Annotated in this window: 30 protein-coding genes and 1 tRNA gene; 11 read left to right on the forward strand and 20 right to left on the reverse strand. The window is 69.3% G+C overall.

Annotation, left to right across the window (positions count from 1 at the left end; genetic code table 11):
• Nucleotide 1: 1 nt before the first annotated feature.
• Nucleotides 2-778, reverse strand: coding sequence for a peroxide stress protein YaaA (yaaA, locus tag JNX00_RS16595; protein ID WP_204742927.1), 777 nt, complete (start codon nucleotides 776-778; stop codon nucleotides 2-4).
• Nucleotides 779-937: 159 nt separating this feature from the next.
• Between yaaA and JNX00_RS16600 the strand changes: the two genes are divergently transcribed.
• The 4 genes from JNX00_RS16600 to JNX00_RS16615 all read left to right on the forward strand — a co-directional run bounded on the left by JNX00_RS16600 (nucleotide 938) and on the right by JNX00_RS16615 (nucleotide 6,486).
• Nucleotides 938-1,561 carry a VOC family protein gene (locus JNX00_RS16600; protein WP_070397385.1) on the forward strand — a complete coding sequence of 208 codons (624 nt, stop codon included), beginning with the start codon at nucleotides 938-940 and terminating at the stop codon, nucleotides 1,559-1,561.
• 12 nt (nucleotides 1,562-1,573) lie between these two features.
• Entirely contained in the window at nucleotides 1,574-3,313 is a 1,740-nt protein-coding gene (locus tag JNX00_RS16605) for an FAD-dependent oxidoreductase (protein ID WP_070397384.1), read from the forward strand.
• Nucleotides 3,310-3,495 (forward strand): DUF2783 domain-containing protein, encoded by a 186-nt coding sequence (locus JNX00_RS16610; RefSeq protein WP_204742928.1) that lies wholly within the window; start codon nucleotides 3,310-3,312, stop codon nucleotides 3,493-3,495. The genes JNX00_RS16605 and JNX00_RS16610 overlap by 4 nt, the downstream gene beginning before the upstream one ends.
• Before the next feature lie 111 nt (nucleotides 3,496-3,606).
• Nucleotides 3,607-6,486: a valine--tRNA ligase gene (locus tag JNX00_RS16615; RefSeq protein WP_204742929.1), complete on the forward strand. Its 2,880-nt coding sequence runs from the start codon at nucleotides 3,607-3,609 to the stop codon at nucleotides 6,484-6,486.
• Nucleotides 6,487-6,563: 77 nt separating this feature from the next.
• Here the strand turns inward: JNX00_RS16615 and JNX00_RS16620 are convergent, their stop codons facing one another.
• The 4 genes from JNX00_RS16620 to cysM are packed head-to-tail and all read right to left on the reverse strand — an operon-like array spanning nucleotide 6,564 to nucleotide 9,338.
• A complete protein-coding gene (locus tag JNX00_RS16620) occupies nucleotides 6,564-7,610 on the reverse strand; it encodes an NAD(P)-dependent oxidoreductase (protein WP_239478167.1) in 1,047 nt (348 codons plus the stop codon).
• An 11-nt stretch (nucleotides 7,611-7,621) separates the two neighbouring features.
• The gene (locus tag JNX00_RS16625; RefSeq protein ID WP_116959620.1) at nucleotides 7,622-7,849 is read right to left on the reverse strand and encodes a sulfurtransferase TusA family protein; all 228 of its coding nucleotides are present in this window, start codon (nucleotides 7,847-7,849) and stop codon (nucleotides 7,622-7,624) included.
• A 36-nt stretch (nucleotides 7,850-7,885) separates the two neighbouring features.
• Complete coding sequence (locus tag JNX00_RS16630; RefSeq protein WP_204742930.1) at nucleotides 7,886-8,431, reverse strand: NUDIX hydrolase; 546 nt, start codon at nucleotides 8,429-8,431, stop codon at nucleotides 7,886-7,888.
• 4 nt (nucleotides 8,432-8,435) lie between these two features.
• A complete protein-coding gene (gene cysM / locus JNX00_RS16635) occupies nucleotides 8,436-9,338 on the reverse strand; it encodes a cysteine synthase CysM (RefSeq protein WP_070397378.1) in 903 nt (300 codons plus the stop codon).
• A 35-nt stretch (nucleotides 9,339-9,373) separates the two neighbouring features.
• On the opposite strand from cysM, the gene JNX00_RS16640 reads away from it, so the two are divergent.
• A tRNA-Leu gene (locus tag JNX00_RS16640) sits at nucleotides 9,374-9,458 on the forward strand.
• Between the two features lie 61 nt (nucleotides 9,459-9,519).
• Here the strand turns inward: JNX00_RS16640 and JNX00_RS16645 are convergent.
• Nucleotides 9,520-10,440, reverse strand: a complete 921-nt coding sequence (locus JNX00_RS16645) for an NAD-dependent epimerase/dehydratase family protein (protein ID WP_204742931.1) — start codon at nucleotides 10,438-10,440, stop codon at nucleotides 9,520-9,522.
• 88 nt (nucleotides 10,441-10,528) lie between these two features.
• Between JNX00_RS16645 and JNX00_RS16650 the strand changes: the two genes are divergently transcribed.
• On the forward strand, nucleotides 10,529-11,560 hold the full coding sequence (locus JNX00_RS16650; protein ID WP_070397376.1) for a CDP-6-deoxy-delta-3,4-glucoseen reductase: 1,032 nt from the start codon (nucleotides 10,529-10,531) through the stop codon (nucleotides 11,558-11,560).
• Between the two features lie 27 nt (nucleotides 11,561-11,587).
• A complete protein-coding gene (locus JNX00_RS16655) occupies nucleotides 11,588-12,550 on the forward strand; it encodes a tripartite tricarboxylate transporter substrate binding protein (protein WP_204742932.1) in 963 nt (320 codons plus the stop codon).
• 61 nt (nucleotides 12,551-12,611) lie between these two features.
• On the opposite strand, the gene JNX00_RS16660 is transcribed toward JNX00_RS16655, so the two are convergent.
• From JNX00_RS16660 to JNX00_RS16680, 5 genes are read right to left on the reverse strand one after another with little or no spacing between them, the layout of a single operon-like run.
• Entirely contained in the window at nucleotides 12,612-13,178 is a 567-nt protein-coding gene (locus JNX00_RS16660; protein ID WP_239478344.1) for an SCO family protein, read from the reverse strand.
• Nucleotides 13,179-13,204: 26 nt separating this feature from the next.
• A complete protein-coding gene (cyoE, locus tag JNX00_RS16665; RefSeq protein WP_204742934.1) occupies nucleotides 13,205-14,107 on the reverse strand; it encodes a heme o synthase in 903 nt (300 codons plus the stop codon).
• Complete coding sequence (locus JNX00_RS16670; protein ID WP_204742935.1) at nucleotides 14,104-15,225, reverse strand: COX15/CtaA family protein; 1,122 nt, start codon at nucleotides 15,223-15,225, stop codon at nucleotides 14,104-14,106. The genes cyoE and JNX00_RS16670 overlap by 4 nt, the downstream gene beginning before the upstream one ends.
• 4 nt (nucleotides 15,226-15,229) lie before the next feature.
• The gene (locus JNX00_RS16675; protein WP_204742936.1) at nucleotides 15,230-15,925 is read right to left on the reverse strand and encodes a hypothetical protein; all 696 of its coding nucleotides are present in this window, start codon (nucleotides 15,923-15,925) and stop codon (nucleotides 15,230-15,232) included.
• Nucleotides 15,906-16,643: an SURF1 family protein gene (locus JNX00_RS16680; protein WP_204742937.1), complete on the reverse strand. Its 738-nt coding sequence runs from the start codon at nucleotides 16,641-16,643 to the stop codon at nucleotides 15,906-15,908. Before JNX00_RS16680 ends, JNX00_RS16675 begins: the two co-directional genes overlap by 20 nt.
• A 63-nt stretch (nucleotides 16,644-16,706) precedes the next feature.
• Here JNX00_RS16680 and JNX00_RS16685 point away from each other — a divergent pair, with 63 nt between their 5' ends.
• Nucleotides 16,707-16,943: a twin transmembrane helix small protein gene (locus JNX00_RS16685; RefSeq protein ID WP_070397369.1), complete on the forward strand. Its 237-nt coding sequence runs from the start codon at nucleotides 16,707-16,709 to the stop codon at nucleotides 16,941-16,943.
• Between the two features lie 76 nt (nucleotides 16,944-17,019).
• Here JNX00_RS16685 and JNX00_RS16690 read toward each other — a convergent pair whose 3' ends face one another.
• From JNX00_RS16690 to JNX00_RS16715, 7 genes are all read right to left on the reverse strand, one after another.
• Nucleotides 17,020-17,901 (reverse strand): cytochrome c oxidase subunit 3, encoded by an 882-nt coding sequence (locus JNX00_RS16690; protein ID WP_204742938.1) that lies wholly within the window; start codon nucleotides 17,899-17,901, stop codon nucleotides 17,020-17,022.
• 66 nt (nucleotides 17,902-17,967) lie between these two features.
• Nucleotides 17,968-18,168 carry a DUF2970 domain-containing protein gene (locus JNX00_RS16695; protein ID WP_070397757.1) on the reverse strand — a complete coding sequence of 67 codons (201 nt, stop codon included), beginning with the start codon at nucleotides 18,166-18,168 and terminating at the stop codon, nucleotides 17,968-17,970.
• A 5-nt stretch (nucleotides 18,169-18,173) separates the two neighbouring features.
• A complete protein-coding gene (locus tag JNX00_RS16700) occupies nucleotides 18,174-18,773 on the reverse strand; it encodes a cytochrome c oxidase assembly protein (RefSeq protein WP_070397367.1) in 600 nt (199 codons plus the stop codon).
• Nucleotides 18,774-18,786: 13 nt separating this feature from the next.
• Nucleotides 18,787-18,897 (reverse strand): cytochrome oxidase small assembly protein, encoded by a 111-nt coding sequence (locus JNX00_RS22395; protein WP_217494338.1) that lies wholly within the window; start codon nucleotides 18,895-18,897, stop codon nucleotides 18,787-18,789.
• A 19-nt stretch (nucleotides 18,898-18,916) separates the two neighbouring features.
• Nucleotides 18,917-20,536 (reverse strand): cytochrome c oxidase subunit I, encoded by a 1,620-nt coding sequence (ctaD, locus tag JNX00_RS16705; RefSeq protein ID WP_070397366.1) that lies wholly within the window; start codon nucleotides 20,534-20,536, stop codon nucleotides 18,917-18,919.
• A 40-nt stretch (nucleotides 20,537-20,576) separates the two neighbouring features.
• On the reverse strand, nucleotides 20,577-21,719 hold the full coding sequence (gene coxB, locus JNX00_RS16710; protein ID WP_239478345.1) for a cytochrome c oxidase subunit II: 1,143 nt from the start codon (nucleotides 21,717-21,719) through the stop codon (nucleotides 20,577-20,579).
• 294 nt (nucleotides 21,720-22,013) lie between these two features.
• Nucleotides 22,014-22,919, reverse strand: coding sequence for a biotin synthase (locus tag JNX00_RS16715; RefSeq protein WP_204742939.1), 906 nt, complete (start codon nucleotides 22,917-22,919; stop codon nucleotides 22,014-22,016).
• A gap of 63 nt (nucleotides 22,920-22,982) precedes the next feature.
• On the opposite strand from JNX00_RS16715, the gene JNX00_RS16720 reads away from it, so the two are divergent.
• The 3 genes from JNX00_RS16720 to JNX00_RS16730 all read left to right on the forward strand — a co-directional run bounded on the left by JNX00_RS16720 (nucleotide 22,983) and on the right by JNX00_RS16730 (nucleotide 24,677).
• Nucleotides 22,983-23,708, forward strand: coding sequence for a phosphoribosyltransferase family protein (locus tag JNX00_RS16720; protein ID WP_204742940.1), 726 nt, complete (start codon nucleotides 22,983-22,985; stop codon nucleotides 23,706-23,708).
• Between the two features lie 28 nt (nucleotides 23,709-23,736).
• Nucleotides 23,737-24,210, forward strand: coding sequence for a tRNA (uridine(34)/cytosine(34)/5-carboxymethylaminomethyluridine(34)-2'-O)-methyltransferase TrmL (trmL, locus tag JNX00_RS16725; protein WP_204742941.1), 474 nt, complete (start codon nucleotides 23,737-23,739; stop codon nucleotides 24,208-24,210).
• Nucleotides 24,211-24,275: 65 nt separating this feature from the next.
• Nucleotides 24,276-24,677 (forward strand): hypothetical protein, encoded by a 402-nt coding sequence (locus tag JNX00_RS16730; RefSeq protein ID WP_139146913.1) that lies wholly within the window; start codon nucleotides 24,276-24,278, stop codon nucleotides 24,675-24,677.
• Between the two features lie 9 nt (nucleotides 24,678-24,686).
• Here the strand turns inward: JNX00_RS16730 and JNX00_RS16735 are convergent, their stop codons facing one another.
• Both JNX00_RS16735 and JNX00_RS16740 read right to left on the reverse strand, forming a co-directional pair.
• Nucleotides 24,687-25,142, reverse strand: a complete 456-nt coding sequence (locus JNX00_RS16735; RefSeq protein ID WP_070397361.1) for a MaoC family dehydratase — start codon at nucleotides 25,140-25,142, stop codon at nucleotides 24,687-24,689.
• Nucleotides 25,143-25,201: 59 nt separating this feature from the next.
• Entirely contained in the window at nucleotides 25,202-25,810 is a 609-nt protein-coding gene (locus JNX00_RS16740; RefSeq protein WP_070397360.1) for a ParA family protein, read from the reverse strand.
• Between the last annotated feature and the right edge of the window lie 42 nt (nucleotides 25,811-25,852).

The raw sequence follows: 25,852 nt of genomic DNA on the forward strand, positions 1-25,852 counted from the left end.
CTCAGGAGGTGGCCTCGCGCCGGAACACCAGCCGGTCGGGCCCGGACGCGTCGGGCGTGAAGCGGTAGCCCTCGAGGTCGAAGGCCTTGAGCTGCTCGGGCGTGCTGGCCTGGTGCCGCACGGCCCAGCGCACCATGAGCCCGCGCGCGCGCTTGGCCATGAAGCTGATGACCTTGTAGCCCGCGGGCTTGCGCTCCTCGAACACGCAGCTGACCACGCGCGGGCGCAACACCTTCAGGTCCACCGCCTTGAAGTACTCCTCGCTGGCCAGGTTGATCACCACCGGGCTCTTGTCGGCCAGGGCGCGCTGGTTCAGGTAGTCGGCGATGCGGCTGCCCCAGAAGGCGTAGAGGTTGGCGCCGCGCGGCGTCTTCAGGCGCGTGCCCATCTCCAGCCGGTAGGGCTGCATCCAGTCAAGCGGGCGCAGCACGCCGTACAGGCCGCTGAGGATGCACAGGTGCTGCTGCAGCCACTCCAGCTCGGTTTCGGACAGGTTCTTGGCGTCCAGGCCGCCGTAGACGTCGCCATCGAAGGCCAGCACAGCCTGCTTGGCGTTCTTGGCGGTGAACTTCGGCACCCAGGCTTCGTAGCGCGCGGCGTTGAGCGCGGCCAGCTTGTCCGACAGGTCCATGAGCGTGGCGATCTGCTGCGGCGTCTTGCGCTTGAGCACCTCGATCAGCTCCGCCGCCTGCTCGACGAACAGCGGCTGGGTGTGCGCCTTCACATGGGGGGGCGTCTCGAAATCGAGGGCCTTGGCGGGCGAGATCAGGAATAGCATGGATGAACGGTGGAACCAGACGGGCCGACGGAGACCTCGATTATCGCGAAGCCCCGCCGCCGCCCCCCGCCCCAGGGCCATGGCCGCCGCCCAGAGAATTACGTTTTGCGAAATGCATTTCACTATGGTAAATTGCCAGCACCGTTCAAGGAGACCGCCATGACGCCTGCCATGCCCCGCGCCGACCTGCCCGCGCCGGCCCCGATCCAGCAACTGCACCACTACGCGTACCGCGCGCGCGACGCGGAGGAAACGCGGCATTTCTACGAAGACATCCTGGGCCTGCCGCTCTACCACATCATCCAGAGCGACTACGTACCCAGCACGGGCGAGTACTGCCCGTACACGCACTTCTTCTTCCGCCTGCAGGACGGCTCCTTCATCGCCTTCTTCGACCTGGGCGACGACGAGGCGGCGCTGCCGAGCCCGAACACGCCGAAGTGGGTGAACCACATCAGCTTCCGGGTGAACACCGTCGGCGAGCTGGAGAACACCAAGGCGCGCCTGGAGGCGAGCGGGATCGAGGTGCTGGGGGTGACCGACCACCACATCTTCAAGAGCATCTATTTCTTCGACCCGAACGGCATCCGGCTGGAACTGACGGCCCAGCTGGCCGACGAGTTCCAGATGCTGCAGGAAAGCAAGACCGCGCACGCCCGCCTGGGCGAATGGAACGCCCGCAAGGAGCAGTGGCGCAAGGAACGCGCGGCGGGCAAGAGCGCCGCGCCGCTCAAGCCGCAGCAGAACGACCGGCCCGAAGTGGCCGAGCGGGCCAAGGGCTGAAGGACGGCACCCATGTCGCTGAACACCTACCGGGACGTCGCCCACACCAACGGCTATGAGTTCACCCAGGGCGGCGGCTACGAGCTGCCCACCTACCCCTTCGTGCCGCCCCCAGAACTCCACAGCCAGGCGCCGGCCCGCCACCCCATCGTCATCGTCGGCGGCGGCATCACCGGCCTCACCCTGGCCTGCTCGCTCGCGCGGCTGGGTGTCAAGGCCATCCTGATCGACGAGGACGACACCGTCGGCGTCAAGGGCGCCTCCTCGCGCGGCATCTGCTACACGCAGAAATCGCTGGAGATCTTCGAGCGCCTGGGCGTCTACGAGCCCATCGCCGCCAAGGGCACGCAGTGGAGCGTGGGCCGCACCTTCGCTGGCGACGACGAGGTCTACAGCTTCGACCTGCGCCAGCAGGGCAGCTTCAACCTCAGCCAGCAGCCGCCCTTCATCAACATCCAGCAGTTCTATATCGAGGCCTTCCTGGTCGACCGCATCCAGCAACTCGGCCACGTCGAGCTGCGCTGGCGCAACCGCCTCACCGCCTTTGAGCAGAACGAGCAGTTGGCCACGCTCACCGTGGAAACGCCCGCGGGCAGCTACCGCATCGAGGCCGAGCACGTCATCGACGCCACCGGCAGCAACAGCCCGCTGCGCAAGTGGCTGCAGGTGCCGTTCGACAGCAAGCGCGGCGACGACCGCTGGTGCATCGCCGACGTGCGCTTCAGCACCCGCCCGCCGACGGAGCGCCACACCTGGATCGAGGCGCCCTTCAACGAGAACCGCGCGGTCTGGCAGCACCTGATGGCCGACGACGTCTGGCGCATCGACTACCAGATGGCGCCCAACGCCGACCCGGCCCACGTCAGCCGCGAGGACGTGGTGCGCGAGCGCCTGGCGCGCCAGTTCGGCCCCGAGGTGGAGGTCGAGATCGTCTGGGTCGGTCCCTACGCCTACCGCAGCGAGTGCGTGCACCACATGCGCCACGGGCGCGTGTACTTCATGGGCGACTCGGCCAAGGTGGTCAGCCCCTTCGGCGCGCGCGGCGGCAACACCGGCGTGGCCGACGCCGACAACCTGGCCTGGAAACTGGCCGCCGTGCTGCGCGGCCAGGCCGCGCCCGGCCTGCTGGACAGCTACGAGGACGAGCGCCTGGAGGCCGCGCGCGAGAACGTGCGCGTGACCAACCGCACCGCGCGCTTCCTGCGCCCGGCCGAGGGCATCGAGCGGGTCTACCGCGACGCGGCCATCGCCCTGGCCAAGCGCCACCCCTTCGCGCGCGCCCTCGTCAACACCGGCCGCATGGCCGTGGCCAACCCCTACACGCAATCGCGCATCGTGCAGTACGCGCCCGGCAGCGCCGCGGGCCAGTCGGTCCAGAACGTGGCCTTCCGCTGGGCCAACGGCCAGGCGGGCCGCATGAACCAGCTGCTGGACTGGGCCGGCGGCGAACTGCTGCTGCTGTGCTTTGGCGCGCTGGATGCGCCCGCGCTGCGGCGCCTGCGCGAGGTGCTGGCCACCACGCCGCTGCGCGCGGTGCAGGTGCCCGCCGGCCGCGCCCCGGCCCAAGCCAGCGAACACGTCCGCGACCCGCAGGGCCACCTGCGCGGCGCCTGCGGCCTGGCCGAAGGCGACGAACCCGCCTGGGCCCTGGTGCGGCCGGACGGCTACCTCGCCGCCAGCGGCGGCGCCATCGACGGCCGCCTGGTGCAGGCCATTGGCCTCACCCTGGGCCTCACCGGAGTGCACGCATGATCACCAACCCCCACTGGCAGGACGCCGACACCTTCTACGAGCAGTTGCTGGACGCGCAGGCGGGCCTGTCGCCCGAGCAACTCCAGGCGTTCAGCGCGCGCCTCATCCTGCTGCTGGCCAATCAGGTCGGCGACGCAGCGGTGCTGGCCGCGTGCATCCAGGCGGCCCGAGAGGCCGCCTGAGAGCGCCACCAGGCCCCATGCCCCGGGGGGTGGCGGGCTAAAATGCCCGCTTCCCCCCCGTCATCTCCAACGGCATCCCACGGGATGCCGTTGCCATTACTGGCGTCCCCCATGACCGACACCGTGCAGCAACCTGGCCTGGCCTCGCTGGCCAAGTCCTTCGAACCCGCCCCCATCGAAGCCCGCTGGGGCCCCTGGTGGGAGCAGCGCGGCGTAGGAAAGGCCGGGTTCCGCGGCACCGGCGAGGCCAAGGCCGGCGCACCCGCCTTCTCCATCCAGCTGCCGCCGCCGAACGTGACCGGCACCCTGCACATGGGCCACGCGTTCAACCAGACCATCATGGACAGCCTGACGCGCTACCACCGCATGATGGGCGCGAACACGCTGTGGGTGCCGGGCACCGACCACGCGGGCATCGCCACCCAGATCGTGGTCGAGCGCCAGCTGCAGGAACAGGGCCTCAAGCGCCACGACCTCGGCCGCGAGGCCTTCACGCAGAAGGTCTGGCAGTGGAAGGAAAAGAGCGGCGACACCATCACCACACAGATGCGCCGCATGGGCGACACCGTGGACTGGTCGCGCGAGTACTTCACCATGGACCCCAAGCTTTCGGCCGTGGTGACCGAAACCTTCGTGCGCCTGTACGAGCAGGGCCTCATCTACCGCGGCAAGCGCCTGGTCAACTGGGACCCGGTGCTCAAGTCGGCGGTGAGCGACCTGGAGGTGGAGAGCGAGGAGGAAGACGGCTTCCTCTGGCACATCCGCTACCCCCTGGCCGACGGCAGCGGTTCGGTGGTGGTGGCCACCACGCGCCCCGAAACCATGCTGGGCGACAGCGCCGTCATGGTGCACCCTGAGGACGAGCGCTACGCGGGTCTGATCGGCAAGACGGTGAAGCTGCCGCTGTGTGATCGCGAGATTCCGGTCATCGCCGACGCCTATGTCGACCGCGAGTTCGGCACCGGCGTGGTCAAGGTCACCCCCGCGCACGACCACAACGACTACGCCGTGGGCCAGCGCCACGGCCTGCCGCAGATCGGCGTGCTCACGCTGGACGCGGCGATCAATGACAACGCCCCCGAGAAATACCGCGGCCTCGACCGCTTCGTGGCCCGCAAGGCCGTGGTGGCCGACCTCGAGGCCCTGGGCCTGCTGGTCGAGACCAAGAAGCACAAGCTCATGGTGCCGCGCTGCGCGCGCACCGGCCAGGTGGTGGAGCCCATGCTCACCGACCAGTGGTTCGTGGCCATGACCAAGGTCAGCGAGCAGGACCCCAGCGGCAAGAGCATCGCGCAGAAGGCGATCGACGCCGTCGACTCGGGCGCGGTGAAGTTCGTGCCCGAGAACTGGGTCAACACCTACGACCAGTGGATGAAGAACATCCAGGACTGGTGCATCAGCCGCCAACTCTGGTGGGGCCACCAGATCCCCGCCTGGTACGACGAGGACGGCCGGGTCTACGTGGCGCGCAATCAGGCCGACGCCCAGGCACAGGCCCCGGGCAAGACCCTCACGCGCGACCCCGACGTGCTGGACACCTGGTACTCGTCCGCGCTGGTGCCCTTCAGCACCATGGGCTGGCCCGAGCACAAGGGCGGCCCCACCGAGGACTACGACGTCTACCTGCCCAGCAGCGTGCTGGTGACGGGCTACGACATCATCTTCTTCTGGGTCGCGCGCATGATCATGATGACGACCCACTTCACGGGTCGCGTGCCGTTCCGCCACGTCTACATCCACGGCCTGGTGCGCGACGCCCAGGGCCGCAAGATGAGCAAGAGCGAAGGCAACGTGCTCGACCCGGTGGACCTGATCGACGGCATCGCGCTGGCGCCGCTGCTGGACAAGCGCACCACCGGCCTGCGCAAGCCCGAGACCGCGCCGCGCGTGCGCAAGGACACCGAGAAAGAATTCCCCGAGGGCATTCCCGCCTACGGCGCCGACGCCCTGCGCTTCACCTTCGCGGCCCTGGCCTCGCTGGGCCGCAGCATCAACTTCGACAGCAAGCGCTGCGAGGGCTACCGCAACTTCTGCAACAAGCTCTGGAACGCCACGCGCTTCGTGCTGATGAACTGCGAAGGGCAGGACTGCGGCCTCGAAGAGCACACCAAGGCCGAATGCGCCGTGGGACAGCCTTTCCATGGCTACCTCAGCTTCAGCCAGGCCGACCGCTGGATCAGCTCCGCGCTGCAGCGCACCGAGGCCACCGTGGCGCAAGGTTTCGCCGAGTACCGCCTGGACAACGTCGCCAACGCCATCTATGACTTCGTCTGGAACGAGTTCTGCGACTGGTACCTGGAGATCGCCAAGGTGCAGATCCAGACCGGCGACGCCGCGCAGCAGCGCGCCACGCGCCGCACCCTGATCCGCACGCTGGAAGCCATCCAGCGCCTGGCCCACCCCATCATTCCCTTCATCACCGAAGAGCTGTGGCAGAAGGTGGCGCCGGTGGCCGGGCGGGCCGGCGAATCGGTGGCGCTGGCCGCCTACCCGGTGAGCCAGCCTGAGCGCATCGACGAAGCCGCCGAAGCCCATGTGGCGCGCCTGAAGAAGCTGGTGGACGCCTGCCGCACCCTGCGTGGCGAGATGGGCGTGTCACCGGCCCAGCGCCTGCCGCTCTACGCCGTGGGCGACGCCGCCTTCCTGCGCGGTGCCGCGCCGGTGCTGCAGTCGCTGGCCAAGCTGGCCGAGGTGCGCGTGTTCGACGACGAGGCCGCCTGGGCCCAGGCCGCGGGCGCCGCGCCCGTGGCGGTGGTGGGCGAGGCCCGCCTGTGCCTGTTCATGGAAATCGACGTCGCGGCCGAGAAGGTCCGCCTGGGCAAGGAAGCCGCCCGCCTGCAGGGCGAGATCGCGAAGGCCCAGGGCAAGCTTGGCAACGAAGGCTTCGTGGCGCGCGCCCCGGCGGCGGTGATCGAGCAGGAAAAACAGCGCCTGGCCGACTTCGGCGCCACGCTGGAGAAGGTGCAGGCCCAGCTGGCGCGCCTGGGCTGAACCCTGGGCACAGCGGCACCGGCTGGGCCGGGCCGCTGGCACCGCCCCTCAGGGGGTACAGCGCCGCGCGGTGGGGGTCAGTCCCTGGACAGCGCCGCGAGCGAGGCCCACTGCGAGGGTGAGGCCGACTGCGGCGGGTCGCCCGACTCGGGGAAGCCCAGGCTGTCGAGCATGGAGAAGTCGCTGCTGCCCGGCTCGCGGCGCGCGTCGTCGGGCGACAGGGTTTCGTGGATGCGGTGGGCCAGGTACCAGCTCGCCCGCAACTTGGCCTCGCGCGTGTGCGAACCCAGACGGGGCGTGAGGTGCAGGTTGGGAATGCCGTAGAGCGGCGAACCGGGCGCGGCGAACTGGGCGTTGGCGCCGTCGAGCAGGCAGGCGTCGATGCGGCCGTCGCACAGGGCCAGGGCCAGGGCCTCGGGGTCGAACAGCGCGCTGCGGCTCACGCCCACCCAGAGCTGGCCCGGCTTGCAGTGGTTGAGCAGGCGCTCGTTGATCCAGCCCTTGAAGCGCGAGGCGTAGACCATTTGCAGCGAGATGGCGTCGGCGCGCTCCAGCAGCTCGTGCAGGGGCACGGGCTCCACGTGCAGCTTGGCCCAGAGCTCGGCGGCGTGGTGCACGGCCGGGTCGTAGCCCAGCACGCGCACGCCCAGGCTGCGCAGCATGGGCGCCAGCGTGTGCGCCACCGGCGCCAGGCCCAGCAGGCCCACGGTGCTGCCCGCCAGTTCGCGGCCCATGCGCACCTGGCCCAGCTTGCGGCCCAGCAGCGCGCTCACCATGCCACGCCGGTAGAGCATCAGCAGGCCGTAGAGCAGGTACTCGGCGTTGGAGCGCACCGTGGCGCTGCGCGCCTGCAGCACGCGCACGCCGCGCTGCGCGCAAGCGTTGAGGTCGGTGTTGTCGCTGGAGATCTGCATGCGCGCGACCATCATGAGGTGGGGCGCATGGTCCAGGAATTCCTGGGAGACCACCACGTGCGGCGGCAGCACCACGGCGCGGGCCTCGGCCAGCGCGCGGCGCAGCTCGGCGGGGTCGTCCGCCAGCTCGGGAAGGTAGACCACGTCATGGCGCTCCTGCAGCCACGCCAGGGCTTCGGGCACCAGCGGGTCGACGAGCAGGACGTCCATGGGCGTGGGCATCAGCGCCGTTTCAGCACCGACACGAAATCGCCGCCCAGCGTTTCCTGGTGGACGAGCAGGTTGCCGGTCTGCTTGGCGAAGGCCTGGAAATCGCGCACCGAGCCGGCGTCGGTGGCCACCACCTTCAGGGTCTGGCCGCTGTGCATCTCGGCCAGGGCTTTCTTGGCCTTCAGGATGGGCAGCGGGCAGTTCAGGCCCCGGGCGTCGAGTTCTCGGTCAGCAGCGATCATGAAGGCAGGGCTCCGTCTGGGTAACGGCGCATTTTAGGCCGCGTCGGCCTTTGGTGTGTCGTCCAGGAATTGCGGCTGCAAGCCCCGTGACATAAGCCACTGGGCCAGGGCCAGGCCCGTACCCGCCCGCCAACAACGCACCGCCGCCGGCTCCAGCAGCCGGTACTCCGACAGCTCCGGCGACAGGCGCACCTCGCCCCGGCAGCGGGCGTGGTAGGTGATGATGACCTGGTTCATGCGCTGGAAATCGTGCACGGCCATCAGGCTCAGGGCCTCGGTGTCGAGCGAGGTTTCCTCGGTGATCTCTCGGCGGATGCCCTCCTCCGGCGTCTCGCCAGCCTCCATGAAGCCGGTGATCAGCCCGAAAAAGCGGCCCGGCCAGGCGGCGTTGCGCGCCAGCAGCACCCGCCCGTCGAGCTCGACGATGGCCGCCAGCACCGGCGTGGGATTGTTCCAGTGGGTGTAGCCGCAGGCCGGGCAGCGCAGGCGCCGCTTGTCGCCGCCGTCCTCGGCCTGGACGATCTCGCGCAGCGCCGTGGCGCATTGCGGGCAGTAGCGGAAGGCGCCGTCGCCGCTCACGGGGTCAGGCGGGGAAGACGCCGGTGGACAGGTAGCGGTCGCCGCGGTCGCAGACCACGAACACGATGGTGGCGTTCTCGACCTGACGCGACACCTGCAGGGCCGTCCAGAGCGCCCCGGCGGCGGAGATGCCGCCGAAGATGCCTTCCTCGCGCGCCATGCGCCGGGCCATGTCTTCGGCGTCGGCCTGCGAGACGTAGATCATCTCGTCGACGGCCTTGGGGTCGTAGATCTTGGGCAGGTACTCCTCGGGCCATTTGCGGATGCCGGGGATGCGCGAACCCTCGCTGGGCTGGGCACCGACGATGCGCACGGCCGGGTTCTTTTCCTTGAGGAAGCGCGAGACGCCGGTGATGGTGCCGGTGGTGCCCATGGCGCTCACGAAATGGGTGATGCGCCCGCCGGTCTGCTCCCACAGCTCGGGGCCGGTGGTCTCGTAGTGGATGCGCGGGTTGTCGGGGTTGGCGAACTGGTCGAGCACCCGGCCCTTGCCATCGGCCTGCATCTTGTCGGCCAGGTCGCGCGCCGACTCCATGCCGCCGCTTTTGGGCGTGAGGATGAGCTCGGCGCCGAAGGCCTTCATGGTCTGGGCGCGTTCGACGGACAGGTCCTCCGGCATGATGAGCACCATGCGGTAACCCTTGATGGCCGCCGCCATGGCCAGCGCGATGCCGGTGTTGCCGGAAGTGGCTTCGATCAGGGTGTCGCCGGGCTTGATGTCGCCGCGCTCCTCGGCGCGCCGGATCATGGACAGCGCGGGCCGGTCTTTCACCGAACCGGCCGGGTTGTTGCCTTCCAGCTTGGCCAGGATGACGTTGCCGCGCGGGCCGTTGTCCGCCGCGCCGATGCGCTGCAGCGCCACCAGCGGCGTGCGGCCGACGGCGTCTTCGATGGTGGGGTATTGCATGGCGCCACTGTGCCATAATCCGCGCCCTTGCTCGGGCCGAAGTGGCGAAATCGGTAGACGCAGCGGATTCAAAATCCGCCGCCGCAAGGCGTGCCGGTTCGAGTCCGGCCTTCGGCACCACCAGAGCAAGCCCTGCAACCAGCCCGCTCCACGCGGGCTTTTTGTTGGCCGCTCGCCGGCCTCAGCCGCGCAGGCCTTCGGCCACGGTGGGGTAGCGCAGCCGCAGCCCCAGCTCATCCTTTAGCCGCTGGTTGCGCAGGCGGCGCGATTCGCTCATGAAGCTCAGCAGCACCAGCGGCAACTGGTCCTGCGCCGTGTCGCGTGGCACGCGCGGCGGGCGTGGCAGGCCGTAGAGATCGGCCGCGAGGTCGAAGTAGTCGCCCATCTTGAGTTCGCTGTCGTCCACCACGTTGAGCACGCGCTGCGCGCGGCCGCGCCACAGCGCCAGCGCGCAGGCCCGCGCCAGGTCGTCGGCGTGGATGTGGCTCGTGTAGACGTCGTCCTCGGCGCGCAGCACGGGCGTGCCGCGCAGCAGCCGCTCGCGCGGCGTGCCGCCCTCACGGTCGTTGGCGTAGATGCCCGGGATGCGCAGCACGCTGGCGCGCACGCCCAGGGCGCGGCCCAGCCAGCGCACACGGTCCTCCGCGTCCACGCGGCGCGCCGCGCGCGGGGTGCGCGGCCGCGCGGGCTGCGACTCGCTGGTCCAGGCGCCACCTCGGTCGCCATAGACGCCGGTGGTGGAGCCATAGACCAGCGCCAGCGGGGGCGTGCGCTGCGCCAGCGCGTGCACCAGGGCGCGCGTGCGTGGGTCGATGCGCCAGTCGGCCATGTCCTCCGAAGGCGGCGGCGCCAGGTGCAGCACGCGCGTGGCCAGGCCGGCCAGGCGGCGCAGGCTGCGCGCATCGTCCAGGTCGCCCCGCAAGGGCACCAGGCCCGCCGCGCGCAGGCCAGGCATGCGCTCCGGACTGGAGGTGAGCGCCAGCAGGCGCGCGCGCCGACCGGCGCCCAAGGCGCCGGCCGCTCGCAGGCCGACGTCGCCACAGCCCACGATCAGCACCCGTTCACGCCGGAAGCGCGCGGGCAAGGCCCCAAGGAAACTCATGCAAAACGGGTTTTTGCGACAATGCGCGGTTGCTTGGAACGGGGTGCGCCACCGGAGCGCGCCCCTCGACAGAAAGAAGACGGCGAGTATGACATTCACGATCACGGTGCAGCCCAGCGGGCGCGCCTTCACCGCCAACCCCGACGAAGCCATGCTGGCCGCCGGCATCCGCCAGGGCATCGGCCTGCCCTATGGCTGCAAGGACGGCGCCTGCGGCTCCTGCAAGTGCAAGCTGGTGTCGGGCACCGTGGTGCACGGGCCGCACCAGGCCAAGGCCCTGTCGGCCGACGAGGAGGCCGCGGGCTACGTGCTCACCTGCTGCGGCGTGGCCCACAGCGACGTGGTGCTGGAGTCGCGCCAGGTCACCGAGCTCGGTGCCTTCCCCATCAAGAAGATGCCCGCGCGCGTCAACAGCCTCACGCGCGCCTCGCACGACGTGATGGTGGTGCGCCTGCAGCTGCCCGCCAGCGACACCTTCCAGTACCGCGCGGGCCAGTACGTGGAGTTCATCCTGCGCGACGGCGACCGCCGCAGCTACTCCATGGCCAACGCGCCGCACACGCAGGCCGAGGCGCCAGGGCTGGAGCTGCACCTGCGCCACATGCCCGGCGGCAAGTTCACCGACCAGGTCTTCTCCACCATGAAGGAGAAGGACATCCTTCGCATCGAAGGCCCCTTCGGCGGCTTCTTCCTGCGCGAGGACAGCGACAAGCCCATGGTGCTGCTCGCCTCCGGCACGGGCTTCGCCCCCATCAAGGCCATCGTCGAGCACATGCGATTCAAGGGCATCCAGCGCCCCGCCACCCTGTACTGGGGCGGCCGCCGCCCGGCCGACCTGTACCAGAGCGCCTGGATCGAGGAGCAGCTGGCCGCCATGCCGAACCTGAAGTACGTGCCCGTGGTGTCCGACGCCCAGCCCGAGGACGCCTGGACCGGCCGCACGGGCTTCGTGCACCGCGCCGTGCTGGAAGACCACGCCGACCTGAGCGGCTTCGAGGTCTACGCCTGCGGCGCGCCCATCGTGGTCGAATCGGCCAAGCGCGACTACGTGGCGCAGGCCGGCCTGCCCGAGGAGTGCTTTTTCGCCGACGCCTTCACTTCCGCCGCGGACAAGGTCTGAACACCCCCACCCCCTAGGAGACACCGCATGATTTCCCGCCGCCACGCCATCGCCCTCGCCACCACCGCGCTCGCCCTGCCCGCCTGGGCACAAGCCCGCACCACACGCATCGTGGTGCCCTTCGCGGCCGGTGGGCCGATCGACGTGACGGCGCGCGTCCTGGCCGACGCGGTGAAGGATTCGCTGGGCACGGTGATCATCGAGAACCGCCCCGGCGCCGGCGGCAACATTGGCGTGAGCCAGGTCGCCAAGGCCGCGCCCGACGGCCTGACCCTGGGCATCGCCACCACGGCCTCGCACGGCATCAACCCCTGGCTGTTCAAGCAGTTGCCCTACGACCCGGCGAAGGATTTCGCGCCCGTCACGCAGATGCTGCGTGTGCCCAACGTGCTGGTGATGAACGCCGAGACCGCGCAGCGCCTGAACATCCAGAGCGTGCGCGACCTCATCCGCTACGGCAAAGCGAACCCGGGCAAGCTCAACTACGGCTCGGGTGGCAACGGCAGCGCCGGCCACCTGGCGGGCGAGCTGTTCAAGAACCAGGCTGGCGTGTTCGCCGTGCACATCCCCTACAACGGCGGCAACCCGGCGCAGCTGGGGCTGCTGTCGGGCCAGGTCGACTTCAACTTCGACAACCTCGCCACCGCGGCGGCCAACATCCGCGCGGGCAAGCTCAAGGCCCTGGCCGTCACCACCGCCCAGCGCAGCGGCGTGATGCCCGAGGTGCCCACCGTCGCGGAGACCCTGCCCGGCTTCGAGATCGACACCTGGTGGGGCCTGGTGGCCCCGGCCGGCACGCCGGCCGACGTGGTGTCGCAGCTCAACGCGGCCTTCACCAAGGCCCTGCAGTCGCCGGACGTGAAGGGCAAGTTCGCCGCCCTGATGGCCGAGCCGGCGCCCAGCACGCCCCAGGCCTTCGGCGAGTTCATGGCCCGCGAGCGCGCCAAGTACGAGCGCCTGGTCAAGCTCAGCGGCGCCAAGGTGGATTGAATTCGAACCGCTCACGCGACAAGGGCGCCCTCGGGCGCCCTTTTTCCTGCCTGGCCGATGCTCAGCCCTTCAGCAGTAGCCTCACATCGTCGGCCAGCGACTGCGCGCCGCTGTTGTAGCGGTTGTAGAGGCGGATGCGCCCCGTCGTGTCGTACACGTAGCTGCCCGCCGAGTGGTCCATGGTGTAGCTCGTGGGCGTCTTGCCCTCGACCTTCTTGTAGTAGACCTTGAAGCTCTTGGCCACGGCCTCCAGCTCGCCGGGCGCCGCGTACAGCGCAAGAAAGCTCGGGTCGAACTGGGTCACGTACTGCTTCATCACCTCGGGCGTGTCGCGCTCGGGGTCCACGCTGATGAACAGGCCCTGGAAGCGATCGCCGTCGGGCCCGAGCAGGCGCTTGGCCTCGGCCATCTCGGTCATCGAGGTGGGGCACACGTCGGGGCATTGCGTGAAGCCGAAGAAGATCACCACCACCTTGCCCTTGAAGTCGTCCAGCGTGCGCTTCTGGCCGTTGTGGTCGGTGAGCGAGAAGCCGGTGGCGTAGTCGGCGCCGGTGATGTCGATGCCTTTGAACGCCGGCGGCGACTCGGAACACGCGGCCAGCAGCAGGGAAGCGGCGCCAGCGGCCATCAGGCGGCGGCGGGAGACGGTGTTCTTCACCATGGCAGGTAGTGGTCGATGAGCAGCGCCGCGAACAGCAGCGACAGGTGGATGAGCGAGAAGCGGAAAGTCTTTCGAGCCAGGGCGTCGGAATAGTTCCGCCACAGCGCGAAGGCGTAACCGCAGAAACCCAGGCCGAGCGCGAGCGCGCTCACCAGGTAGAACCAGCCGCTCATGCGCAGCATGAAGGGCAGCAGCGTGGCCGCCAGCAGCACGAAGGTGTAGAGCAGGATCTGCAGGCGCGTGAACTCGGAACCGTGCGTGACCGGCAGCATCGGCAGGCCGGACTTGCGGTAGTCCTCCACGCGGTAGAGCGCCAGCGCCCAGAAGTGCGGCGGCGTCCAGAGGAAGATGATGAGAAAGAGCACCAGCGCCTCGGGCGCGACCGTGCCCGTCATGGCCGCCCAGCCCAGCACCGGTGGCATGGCGCCCGAGGCCCCGCCGATCACGATGTTCTGCGGCGTGAGCGGCTTGAGGATGACGGTGTAGACCACCGCGTAGCCCACGAAGGTGGCGAAGGTCAGCCACATGGTGAGCGGGTTGACCCAGAACCAGAGAATGGCCGAGCCGATCGCGCACAGTACGGCCGAGAACGTGAGCGTCTGCCAGTTGGTGAGCTCGCCCTTGGCCGTGGGACGCCAGGCGGTGCGCTTCATCTTCGCGTCGATGTGCTGCTCGACCACGCAGTTGAAGGCCGCCGCCGCGCCGGCCACCAGCCAGATGCCGAAGCAGGCGACGGCCGCGAGACGCAGCTGCGGCCAGCTCGGCAGGCCGGGCACGGCGAGCACCATGCCGATGAGCGCGCAGAACACAATCAGCTGGATCACGCGCGGCTTGGTCAGCGCGTGGAACTGGCGCCAGGTCGACGGCAGGGACAAGGGATGCACTTCTGTGTTCACGGGAAAACCTCCGCGCTGCGCGTGGCGGCCACGGCGCCCGTGAAGGCGATCACCAACGCGGCGGCGCCGCCGGTGTGGCCCACGGCGGCCAGCAGCGGCCAGTCGAGCACGACATTGCTGAGACCGGTGAGGAACTGCCAGGCGCACAGGGCCACGAGCACGCGCGCGAAGCGCTGCAGCCCCGGCACGCGCCACAGCGCCCAGGCGAGCGCCAGCAGCAGCGCGAACACGGCGTAGGCCATGAGGCGGTGCACGTAGTGGATGGCGGTGAGCGCCGGGAAGGTGATGGCCTCACCCGCGTGGTTGGCCCCCAGTTCGCGCCAGAGCGTGAAGCCCTCGCGCAGGTTCATGGCGGGCCACCAGCTGCCCTGGCAGGTGGGGAACTCGCTGCAGGCCAGCACGGCGTAGTTGGTGCTGACCCAACCGCCCAGTGCGATCTGCAGCCACACCAGTGCGAAGGCGGCCAATAGCCAGCCGCGCTGCGCCGCGCCGATGGGCGTGGGGCCGGCGCTGCCCGGCTCGCCCAGGCGGTAGGCCACCGATTGCGCGCGCAGCAGCGCCAGCAGCACCAGGCCGCCCAGCAGGTGCAGGGTGACGATGGCGGGGAAGAGCTTCATGGTCACCGTGAACGCGCCGAAGGCGCCCTGCAGGCAGACCCAGGCCAGCGTGACCACCGGCCAGACCCAGTGCACGTGGATGCGGCGGCGTTCGATCCAGCTGCCCACGGCCAGCACGATGATCAGCACACCCACGCCGGTGGCGAGGTAGCGGTGGACCATCTCGATCCAGGCCTTGGAGAAGGTGACCGGGCCGGTGGGCATGGCCGACTGCGCGGCGGAAATGTCGGCGTGCGCGCCGAGCGGGCTGGCCGCGCCGTAGCAGCCAGGCCAGTCGGGACAGCCCAGGCCGGAATCGGTGAGGCGCGTGAAGGCGCCGAACAGCACCAGGTCGAAGGTGAGGAAAAGCGTGACCAGGGTCAGCACGCGCAGGCGCTGCGCGGGGCTGGCCTGGCGGTGCTTGAGGCCGATCCAGACCAGCGGGCCGAACGCGATCGCGATGCCCAGCAGCATCATGCGCGTGAGCGGCGCGAGGTCGACCAGGGAAGACGGGGCGTCCATGCGATCAACCGCCGGGGTGCCCGCCGACGCCGCGGCCGGGCTGGTCCCAGGCCGAGGAGGCGCGCAGCAGGCGGTCGAGGTCGCGCTTGGCGCGCGTGGGGTCGATGTCGGCCGGGAAGCGCAGCATCCAGTGGCCCAGCGGGTCGACCACGTAGAGGTGGTCTTCCAGGCGATGGCCGGGCGCGGGCTGCAGCCACTGCGCCAGCGCGGCGGCGTCGACGTACAGCACGGTGGCGGCGGCCGTCGCGGCTTTCAGCGGCTCACGCAGCTCGCTGGCGCCGGTGCGCAGCCAGACCCAGTCGAGGCGGTCTTTCTCGCGGCCCAGGGTCTCGCGCAGCTGGCGCTGCAGGTACAGGTGCTTCTCGCAGGCGGCGTCGCAGGCGCTGTCGGCCACACTGACCAGCAGCCACTGGCCTTCCAGCGAGTTCAGGGGCACCGAGCGGCCCTGGGCGTCGGTGCCGTTGATCGCCGGCAGCAGGGGTTGCGCCGCGATGAGCTCGCCGTAGTTGCGGCGGCCCTCGGGCCGGATCACGTAATAGGTGAGGTACGAGGCGATGACGGGCGAGGCGCAGACCAGCAGGATGGCCAGCATCTTCCAGCGGCCGCTGCGTGTGGCGGCGGCGCGCTCGGCATCGCCACGGTCGGGCGTGGGCAGGCTGTGCACCGTCAGCGTCAGGGGTTCATCGGGCGTCTTGGCCATGGAGGCGGGCGCGTTGGCAGCGGGGTTGAATGATCTGGAACCAGAGGTAAAGGCCAGCGACCAGGGTGCACAGGGCGAACCACTGGAAGGCGTAGCCGTGGTGTTTGCTCACGTCGACGGCCGGCAGCGGCCATTGGCGGCGCAGCGGGCCCTCGTCGTCGCCCGTTTGCTGGACCGAGGGGTCCAGCAGCGCCAGCCCGGTTTCCAGGCGGTAGGCGGCGGGGTCGATATTTTGCCGGATGGCCCCGGTACCGGCCTCGCCGAACTGGTAAAGGCGCCCGGGCGGCGGGGCCAAGCGGCCCTGCACGGTCACCTCGCCCGCCGGGGTGTCGACGTCGGGCACGCGCGCGCGGTCGTGGAAGTCGCGCGGCACCCAGCCGCGCTGCACCAGCACCACGCGTTCGCTGCCGCTCAGGCGCAGCGGCGTGACCAGGAAGAAGCCCACGCGGCCGTCCATCTGGCGGTTGTCCAGGAAGACGTTGTGCCGCGCGATCCACTGGCCCCGCAGGCGCACCGGCCGGTACACGCCGGCGGAGGGGTCGGTCTGCGCCAGCAGCGCGGCGTTGTCCCAGGCGGGCAGCTCGGCGCGCGACAGGATGGCGGCCTGCAGCGCGGTCTTCTGCCGCGCGCGGTCGAGCTGCCAGAGGCCCAGCGACGCGGTCGCGGCCATGGTGAGCGCCGTGGCCACGGTGACGACCAGGAATCGCGCGCGGCTCATCGCCCGTCCTCCGCGCGGCCTTGTCCGACAGCGGCGCGCGGCCGGCCCCGGATAATGCGGGCCATGAAATACGTGGTGATCGTGGCTTTCGTGGCCATCATCGGCAGCCTGGCCGCGGCGCTGGTGTTCATGATGCGCGGCGGCGTGCACGACGGCAGCGAGGGCGAGGCCCCGCGCAAGCGACAGATGGCGCGCGCCCTGGCCTTTCGCGTGGGCTTTTCCGTCCTGCTGTTCGTGCTGGTGCTGGTGGCGTATTTCATGGGCTGGATCCAGCCAACTGGCCTACCGGTGCAGCGCTGAGCGCGGCGCGCCGGCACCGAAAGAAAAAAGCGCCTCGCGGCGCTTTTTTCATGGGGCGATCGTCCCGGGGTGGGCATCACATCCAGTAAACGAGGATGTACAGGCCCAGCCAGACCACGTCCACGAAGTGCCAGTACCAGGCCGCGCCTTCGAAGCCGAAGTGGCGCTGGGCGGTGAAGTGGCCCTTGTGCAGACGCAGGGTGATGAACAGCAGCATCAGCATGCCCACGAACACGTGGAAGCCGTGGAAGCCGGTGAGCATGAAGAAGGTGGAGCCGAAGATGCCCGAGCTGAGTTTGAGGTTCAGGTCGGCGTAGGCGTGCGCGTATTCGTAGCCCTGCACCAGCAGGAAGACGAAGCCCAGCAGCACGGTGATCCACATGAAGCCGATGGTCTTGGCGCGTTGGCCGGCCTGCAGCGCGTGGTGAGCGATGGTCAGCGTGACGCCCGAGGTGAGCAGCAGGGCCGTGTTGATGGTGGGCAGCCAGAACGGGCCCACGGTCTGGAAGGGCTCGACGATGTTGCCCGGCGACGCGGTGGCGCCGGCCTGCAGGCTGGGCCACACGGCCGAGAAGTCGGGCCAGATCAGCGCGTTCTCGATGCTGCCGAGGTTGGGCACCGAGTGCGCGCGCGCCCACCACAGGGCGGTGAAAAAGGCACCGAAGAACATCACCTCGGAGAAGATGAACCAGCTCATGCTCCAGCGGAACGAGAGGTCGATCTTGCGGCCGTACATGCCGGTCTCGCTCTCGTGCACGGCGTCGCGGAACCACTGGAACAGCACGAACAGCCAGAAGGCCAGGCCGAAGGCGAGCGAATACGCGCCCCACCCGTGGCCGTTGATCCATTGGGCGGCGCCCAGGATCACGAAGAAAAGGCCGATGGCGGCCATGACCGGATGACGCGACGGTCCGGGGACGAAGTAGTACGGCGTCGAGCCATGGGATGCTGCGGACATGCTGCTCACTCCTGTTGTGCTATCGCTGTGTCGATGTCAATGAATAGTCTGCGCGGGTCGCCGCCCTCATCCGGCGACCCAATTCACCAGCGCGATGAGCGCGCCGACGAAGATGAAGGCCATCACCAGGCCCACCGCCACCAGGTGCAGCGGGTTGAGGCGCTTGATGTCCTTCTCGTACTCGCCCCGCTGACGCAGCCCCAGGAAACCCCAGAGCACGGCCTTGACGGTGCTCAGCAGGGACCCGGATTGCGGTGGCGTGGCCATGCGGTTCACGCGCCCCCCTGCGCCTTGGCGTCGGGCGCCAGGGCCGCCGCGTCGGGCGCCGGTGGTGTCTTGCCGCCCACCTCGAAGAAGGTGTACGACAGCGTGATGGTGGTGACGTCCTTGGACAGGCGCGGGTCGATCACGAAGGCCACGGGCCACTCCTTCTTCTCGCCAGGCGCGAGCGTGTACTGCGTGAAGCAGAAGCACTCGAGCTTGTTGAAAAAGGCGGCCGCCTGCTTGGGCGCGTAGCTCGGGATGGCCTGCGCGGCCATGGTGCGGTTCTGGATGTTCTGGAACTCGTACAGCACCGTGGTGAGTTCACCGGGGTGGACCTGGAGCGAACGCACGGCGGGTTTGAAATTCCAGGGACCGCGCACGTTGGTGTCGAACTCGACGGTGATGGTGCGGCTGCGATCCACCTGGGTATTGGCGGGCAGCTGGGCCGCGCCGGGAATGCGCGTTTCCGACACCGCCAGCACGTTGATGCCCAGGGCTTCGCAGATGTGGCGGTAGATCGGCACCAGCGCATAACCGAACGCGAACATGCCCAGCGCGATCACGCAGAGCTTGCCCACGATCTTGAGGTTTTCCTGGCGCAGACCCATCGAAACGCTCCGCTCAGCCGCCCAGCAGCACCATCTTGCCCACGAAGCCGAGGAAGAAGACCACGGCCACCGAGGCCAGGATCAGGCCCAGGCGCGCGTTGCTCTTTTTCTGTTCAGGCGTCATGGCGTGGCGTGCGAGGCGTTCAGCCGATCACCTTGGTGGCGGTGGCGTCGAGCTTGGGCGGGTTCTCGAAGGTGTGGAAGGGCGCCGGCGAAGGCACTTCCCATTCCAGGCCTTCGGCCGCGTCCCAGGGCTTCTGCGGGGCCTTTTCGCCCTGGCCGCGCATGGCGGGCAGGACAACAGCCAGGAAGAAGTACACCTGCGCGAAACCGAAGCCGAAGGCGCCGATGGACGCGATCATGTTGAAGTCGGCGAACTGCATGGGGTAGTCGGCGTAGCGGCGAGGCATGCCGGCCAGACCCAGGAAGTGCATCGGGAAGAAGGTGATGTTGAACGAGATCATCGACCACCAGAAGTGGATCTTGCCGCGGGTCTCGCTGTACATCACGCCGGTCCACTTGGGCAGCCAGTAGTAGAGGCCGGAGAACATGGCGAACAGCGAACCGGCCACCAGCACGTAGTGGAAGTGCGCCACCACGTAGTAGGTGTCCTGCATCTGGATGTCGATCGGCGCCACCGACAGGATCAGGCCGGTGAAGCCACCCACGGTGAACACGAAGATGAAGCCCACGGCCCACAGCATCGGGGTCTCGAAGGTCATCGAGCCTTTCCACATGGTCGCGACCCAGTTGAAGATCTTCACGCCCGTGGGCACGGCGATCAGCATGGTCGAGTACATGAAGAAGAGCTGACCCGTCACCGGCATGCCGGTGGTGAACATGTGGTGCGCCCACACGACGAAGGACAGGATGGCGATGGAGCCGGTGGCGTAGACCATGGAGGCGTAGCCGAACAGCTTCTTGCGCGCGAAGGCGGGCACGACCTGGCTCACGATGCCGAAGGCCGGCAGGATCATGATGTAGACCTCGGGGTGGCCGAAGAACCAGAAGATGTGCTGGTACATCACCGGGTCGCCGCCGCCGGCGGGATTGAAGAAGCTGGTGCCGAAGTGGCGGTCGGTCAGCGTCATGGTGATGGCGCCGGCCAGCACGGGCATCACGGCGATCAGCAGGTAGGCGGTGATGAGCCAGGTCCAGCAGAACATGGGCATCTTCATCAGCGTCATGCCGGGCGCGCGCATGTTCAGGATGGTCACGATGATGTTGATCGAGCCCATGATCGACGAGGCGCCCATGATGTGCATGGCGAAGATGCCGGCGTCCATCGAGGGGCCCATCTGCAGCGTCAGCGGCGCGTAGAGCGTCCAGCCCGCGGCGGGCGCGCCGCCGGGCATGAAGAACGAGCCCACGAGCATGAGGGCCGCCGGGATGAGCAGCCAGAAGCTCAGGTTGTTCATCCGCGCGAAGGCCATGTCGGAGGCCCCGATCTGCAGCGGGATCATCCAGTTCGCGAAGCCCACGAAGGCCGGCATGATGGCGCCGAACACCATGATCAGGCCGTGCATGGTGGTGAGCTGGTTGAACAGCTCGGGGTTCACCAGCTGCAGGCCGGGCTGGAACAGCTCGGCGCGAATGCCCAGGGCCAGCAGGCCACCGATCATCAGCATGGTGAAGGAGAACAGCAGGTACAGGGTACCGATGTCCTTGTGGTTGGTGGCAAACACCCAGCGGCGCCAGCCCGTGGGGGCGTGGTGGTCGTGGTCGTGGCCGTGCGCGTCGTGGTGGTCAAGCACTGCACTCATGGTCTGTTCCTCAGGTTCTCAATCTCGATGCGCGGACGGGTCACTGGCGCGCGGCCTGCACTTCGGCGGGCTGCACGATCTGTTCGGTCTTGTTGCTCCAGCTGTTCTTGGCGTAGGTCATGACCGCGGCCAGCTCGGTGTCGGAGAGCTGTTTCCAGGCGGGCATGGCGCCGTTGTTCTGGCCATTGAGCAGCACATGGATCATCTTGCCCTTGTCGGCGTCGAGCACCACGGCCGAGCCGTCGAGCGGCTTGATGGGGCCCGCGCCCTTGCCGTTGGCCTGGTGGCAGGCCGCGCAGTTGGCCGCGTAGACGGATTCGCCGCGCTTGACCAGGTCGGTCAGCGTCCAGACCTTGCTCGGGTCATCGGCCGCGGCGGCCATGGCCTTGTGCTTCTCGCCCACCCAGGCGCTGTATTCCTCGGCCGACACCACTTTCACGTGGATCGGCATGTAGGCGTGTTCCTTGCCGCACAGCTCGGCGCACTGGCCGTAGAAGTCGCCGGTTTTCTCGGCGCGGAACCAGGTGTCGCGCACGAAGCCGGGGATGGCGTCCTGCTTGACGCCGAAGGCCGGCACCATCCAGGCGTGGATCACGTCGTTGGCGGTGGTGATGATGCGCACCTTCTTGCCCACGGGCACCACCAGCGGGTTGTCGACCTTGAGCAGGTAGTCGTCGGTGGCCTCGGGCTTGCCACTGTTGGACATCACGCGGTGCGAGGTGTCCAGCGTGGAGAGGAAGCCGATGCCCTCGCCCTCGCCCTTGATGTATTCGTAGCCCCACTTCCACTGCATGCCCACCGCCTTGATGGTCACGTCGGCGTTGGTGGTGTCCTTCTGTGCCACCAGCACCTTGGTGGCGGGCAGCGCCATGCCGATGACGATCAGCAGGGGGACGATGGTCCAGCCCAGCTCCACCCAGATCGGCTCGGGCAGCGCCTGCGACTGGTGGCCCACCGATTTGCGGTGCTTGAGGATGGAATAGAACATGACGCCGAAGACGATCACGAAGATCACGGCGCAGATGCCCATCATGAACCAGTGCAGCCAGTGCTGCTCTTCGGCGATCTTGGTGACCGGCGGGGCGAAGTTGAGCTGGTTGACCGCGGGGCCGCCCGGCAGATCGTTGACCTTCTGCGCGGCCGCCGAGGTCCAGACCCCGGCGCTCAGCAGCGCCAGTCCCACCGCGTTCCGCGCTGCACGTAGGGCTTGCAGCGTCTTTGTCGTCTTGCTCACTTGTTGCGCCTCAAATATAAGTGTCGATTGATATCGACCCCGATTACACCAAAACCTGCCAGGCCTGCGCCAGCGCTTCGCGCGCCGTGCAAGGCAGTCGCATCTCACGCGCCAATCAGGAACGCGCCCCCGGACGCGGCACGCCGGCACAGGGGGAAATGCCCTTGAACCCAAACCGCGGGATTGTAGCCGCCGCCATAGGGAGCCCTGACCGCAAGCCGGGACCCCTTGGTCGGGTTTGGCTCAGCCGCGGCGCTGGCGCAGCTGCTCGCGCAGCGCGTCCAGCGGCACGGTGGCGTCCCCGCGCGGCGGCTTGGGCGCCGCCTTGAAGGCGTGGCCATAGACGATTTCGACCGTCAGGCGCAGGCGGCCGCCGTCGGTTCGCGGGCCACGCGCCTCGATCGCCGCCAACAGGCGCTCACGCCAGCCCCGGCCCCGGCAGGCCCCGAAGCGCTCGGTCGAGAGGTTGCGACCGAAGCCGCGCAACTCATCGACCAGGCTGGAGGCGCTGCCGTAGGTGAGTTCGAGTCGCTCCATGTCCATGACGGGCTCGGCGAAGCCGCCGTGCACCAGCATGTCGCCCCAGTCGTGCATATCGGTGAAGGCGTGCGCGGGCGCCGGCCAGCCCTCGGCGGCCCAGACCGCGCGCAGCTCGTTCAGGCTGTCCGGGCCCAGGCAGGCAAACATCAGGAAACCGCCGGTCGCGATGTGCGAATGCCAGCGCGCGATCAGGCGCTGCGGCTGGGGCTCGGCGTGCAGGCCCATGTTGGCCCAGAGCATTTGTACCGGCCGCTGCGGGTCGGCGGCTCGGGGCTCCACCCAGCGCGGGCGCAGCGGGTTCCAGGATCGGGGCGCGGCCTCCCGGGTGGCCGCGGCGGCGCGCGCCATGTCGCGCGACCACACCTGCCACTCGGCGCGGGGCAGCGCCGCGCGCAGGCGCGCATGCGTCTTCAGGCCGCCGAGCACAGGCTCCCAGTGCAGCCAGCTCGTGGGCGGCTCGCGGAACCACTGCAGGCGTTCGGCCATGCGCCCGCCCACTTCCTCGTGCAGCCAGGGGCTGTGTGTGCGCGGCAGGCCCTGCCAGCGGGCGCAGGCCACGGCATCGAGGCCGGGCACGGCGTCGGCGGCGTCGGAGGGGGATGGGTTCAAGGCGGCGGGCCGGTGCGAACCGGCCCCGGTATCGGGAGGGGGCGCTCAGTATATTGAGCCCGCATGCGCCGCTTCGCCGTATGGACACCCGGCTGGTCATGGCCCAGCCAATGCCATGTGTGCGGCCAGTGGCCGGCCTGGCCGCTGTGCGAGGCCTGCCGCCAGCGCTTCGCGCCGCCGCGCCCCCGCTGCCCGCGCTGCGCCGCGCCCGCCAGCGACGCTTCGCCTTGCCCCTGCCGGGCGCGGGCCGCCGATCGCGTTCTCGGCGCCTGCGTGGCCGCGGTGGACTACACCTTTCCCTGGGACCGGCTGATCGCGCGCTTCAAATTCCACGGCGAGACCGCCTGGGCCCGGACCTTCGCCGGGCTGATGCGGGACGCGCCCGGCGCCGGCGCCCTGCTCGACGCGGCCGACGGCATCGTGCCCCTGCCGCTAACCCCCGGGCGCCTGGCCGAACGCGGCCACCACCCGCCCTGGGCGCTGGCCCGGGCCCTCGTGCCACGGCACCCAGACGCACTGCGGCCGGACGCGCTGATGCGCCTGAGCGACGGCCCCGCACAGCACCGCCTGGCCCGCGAAGAACGCCTGCGCAACCTTCGCGGCGCGTTCGCGGTGCCGGCCGAGTACCTGTCGCGCCTGCGCGGCGCCCGGCTGCTGCTGGTGGACGACGTGGTCACCACCGGCGCCACCCTGGACGCCGCCGCGCAGGCCCTGCTGGCGGCGGGCGCCGCGCGCGTCGACGCCCTGGTCTTCGCCCGCACGCCAGCACCGCACGAGCGCGCGGACTGAGGCGCACCACTATCATGCGCGCCCCACCATGTTCAATGTCGTCCTGGTCCACCCCGAAATCCCGCCCAACACGGGCAACGTGATCCGCCTGTGCGCCAACACCGGCTGCGCGCTGCACCTGATCGAGCCCCTGGGCTTTTCCATGGACGACAAGCTAATGCGGCGCGCCGGACTGGACTACCACGAGTACGCCGAGGTGCGCCGACACGCCGGCTGGGGAGCCTTTCTGCACGCCACGCAGCCCGATCCCGAGCGCCTGTTCGCGCTGACCACGCGCGGCCGGCGCGGCGTGCACGACACCGCGTGGCGGGCGGGCGACTGGCTGGTGTTCGGGGCGGAGTCGAGCGGCCTGCCCGAGGCGGTCCGGGCGGACATTGCCCCCGGTCAATGGTTGCGCCTGCCCATGCGGGCGGGCCAGCGCAGCCTCAACCTGTCCAACGCGGTGGCCGTCACCGTGTTCGAAGCCTGGCGCCAAAACGGCTTCCAAGGCGGGGTTGCGTGATCCATATCACGCGAGTTCCCCCTGAAACATCCCCCATTTGTGGCAACTGCTCCACCATGCGCGACATGGAGACCACGATCAACCCCCGCCACCACCGGCTGCCCGCCACCGGTCCGCGCCGGGACCGCGGGCCTCAGGGACACCCGGTGATCGCGCGCATCGCCCGATGGATCGGCGTGGTGCACCCCCAACCCCAGCCGCGCACGCCCCACTTGCGGGACATCGTCGCCATCCGCCAGCGCCTGCTGGCCACCATCGAGGACTGCGTGCACTCCGTGCCAGCCCTGCGCCTGCGCCGCCAGATCGAGCAGGCGCGCAGCCCCCAGGAGCTTTGGCTGCTGCGCAACGACGCCTTCCAGCTCATCGCCCAGCGCCACAGCCAGCACGTGGCCGCCGCGCGCATCGACGCCCTGCGCCAACTCTTCGAAGACTGGCTGGACCCGAAGCAGCTCGCCCGCATCCGCTGAGCCCGGCGCTCAGGGGTAGTGGCGCACCAGCGACTCGGCCAGGCACACCGGCTTCTCGCTGCCTTCGCGCTCCACCGTGACCGCCCAGGTCATCTGGCGCCCGCCGTTGTCGATCGGCTCGCAGGCCTGCAGCGCCATGTGCGCGCGCAGGCGGCTGCCCACCGGCACCGGGGCCGTGAAGCGCACCCGGTTCAGCCCGTAGTTCACGCCCATGCGCGAGGCGCGCACGTTCATCGCGGACTCGAAGAACACCGGCAGCAGCGACAGCGTGAGAAAGCCGTGTGCGATGGGCGCGCCGAAAGGGCCGGCCCTGGCCCGCTCCACATCGACGTGGATCCACTGCTGGTCACCGGTGGCGTCGGCGAAGCGGTTCACCCGCTCCTGGGTGATGGTGACCCAGTCGCTGGTGACCACGGCCCGGCCCACCAGCGCGTCGAATTCCTCGAGGGTGTCGAATGTGCGCATGGGCGCACTCTACAAATCCGGGCCGCGATCGGATGTCGGGCGCGCGACAAGCCCCTGCCTCAGCGGTCCAGCCAGTCGCAGATGCCCTGCCACTGCTGCAAATCCTTCTCCACCCGCCAGGGCGCCACGTCGAACAGCGTGAGGCCGCGCGCGGCCAGGTGGATGTAGTTCTGCGTGTCGCGCAGGTAGCCCAGCACCGGCAGGTCCAGGCCGGCCACGAACTCGGCCAGCTTGTCGGCCGCGATGGTGCGCGGATCGACCCGCATGCCCACGATGCCCACGGCGGCGCGGCGCGTCTCGGTCAGCTCGTCGAGGAAATCGCGCGTGGCGTAGATGTCGAAGATGCTGGGCTGCAGCGGCACGATGACCTTGTTGGCCAGCTTGAGCACATCCTTGAAGCGCTTGCCGTGCAAGCCGGCGGGCGTGTCCAGCACCACGTGGGTGGCCTCTTTCGGCGGGCGCGCGATCTGGTCGTGCGACACCTCCCAGGTGTGGATGGGGCGCGCCGTGGGTGGCCGCAAGCGCAGCCACAGCGCGGATGACTGCTGGCGGTCCACGTCGCCCAGCATGACTGTATGGCCGCGGCTGGCGTAGTAGCCGGCCACATTGGTCGACAGCGTGGTCTTGCCGACGCCCCCCTTCGGATTCGCAACCACCACGATCGGCATGTCGTCTCCTTGAGTTCGGCCCCCTGGGGCGGCCGGTACTGG

Origin of the sequence: Hydrogenophaga sp. YM1 (genome assembly GCF_016903055.1) — a bacterium.
Classification (GTDB): domain Bacteria; phylum Pseudomonadota; class Gammaproteobacteria; order Burkholderiales; family Burkholderiaceae_C; genus Hydrogenophaga; species Hydrogenophaga borbori.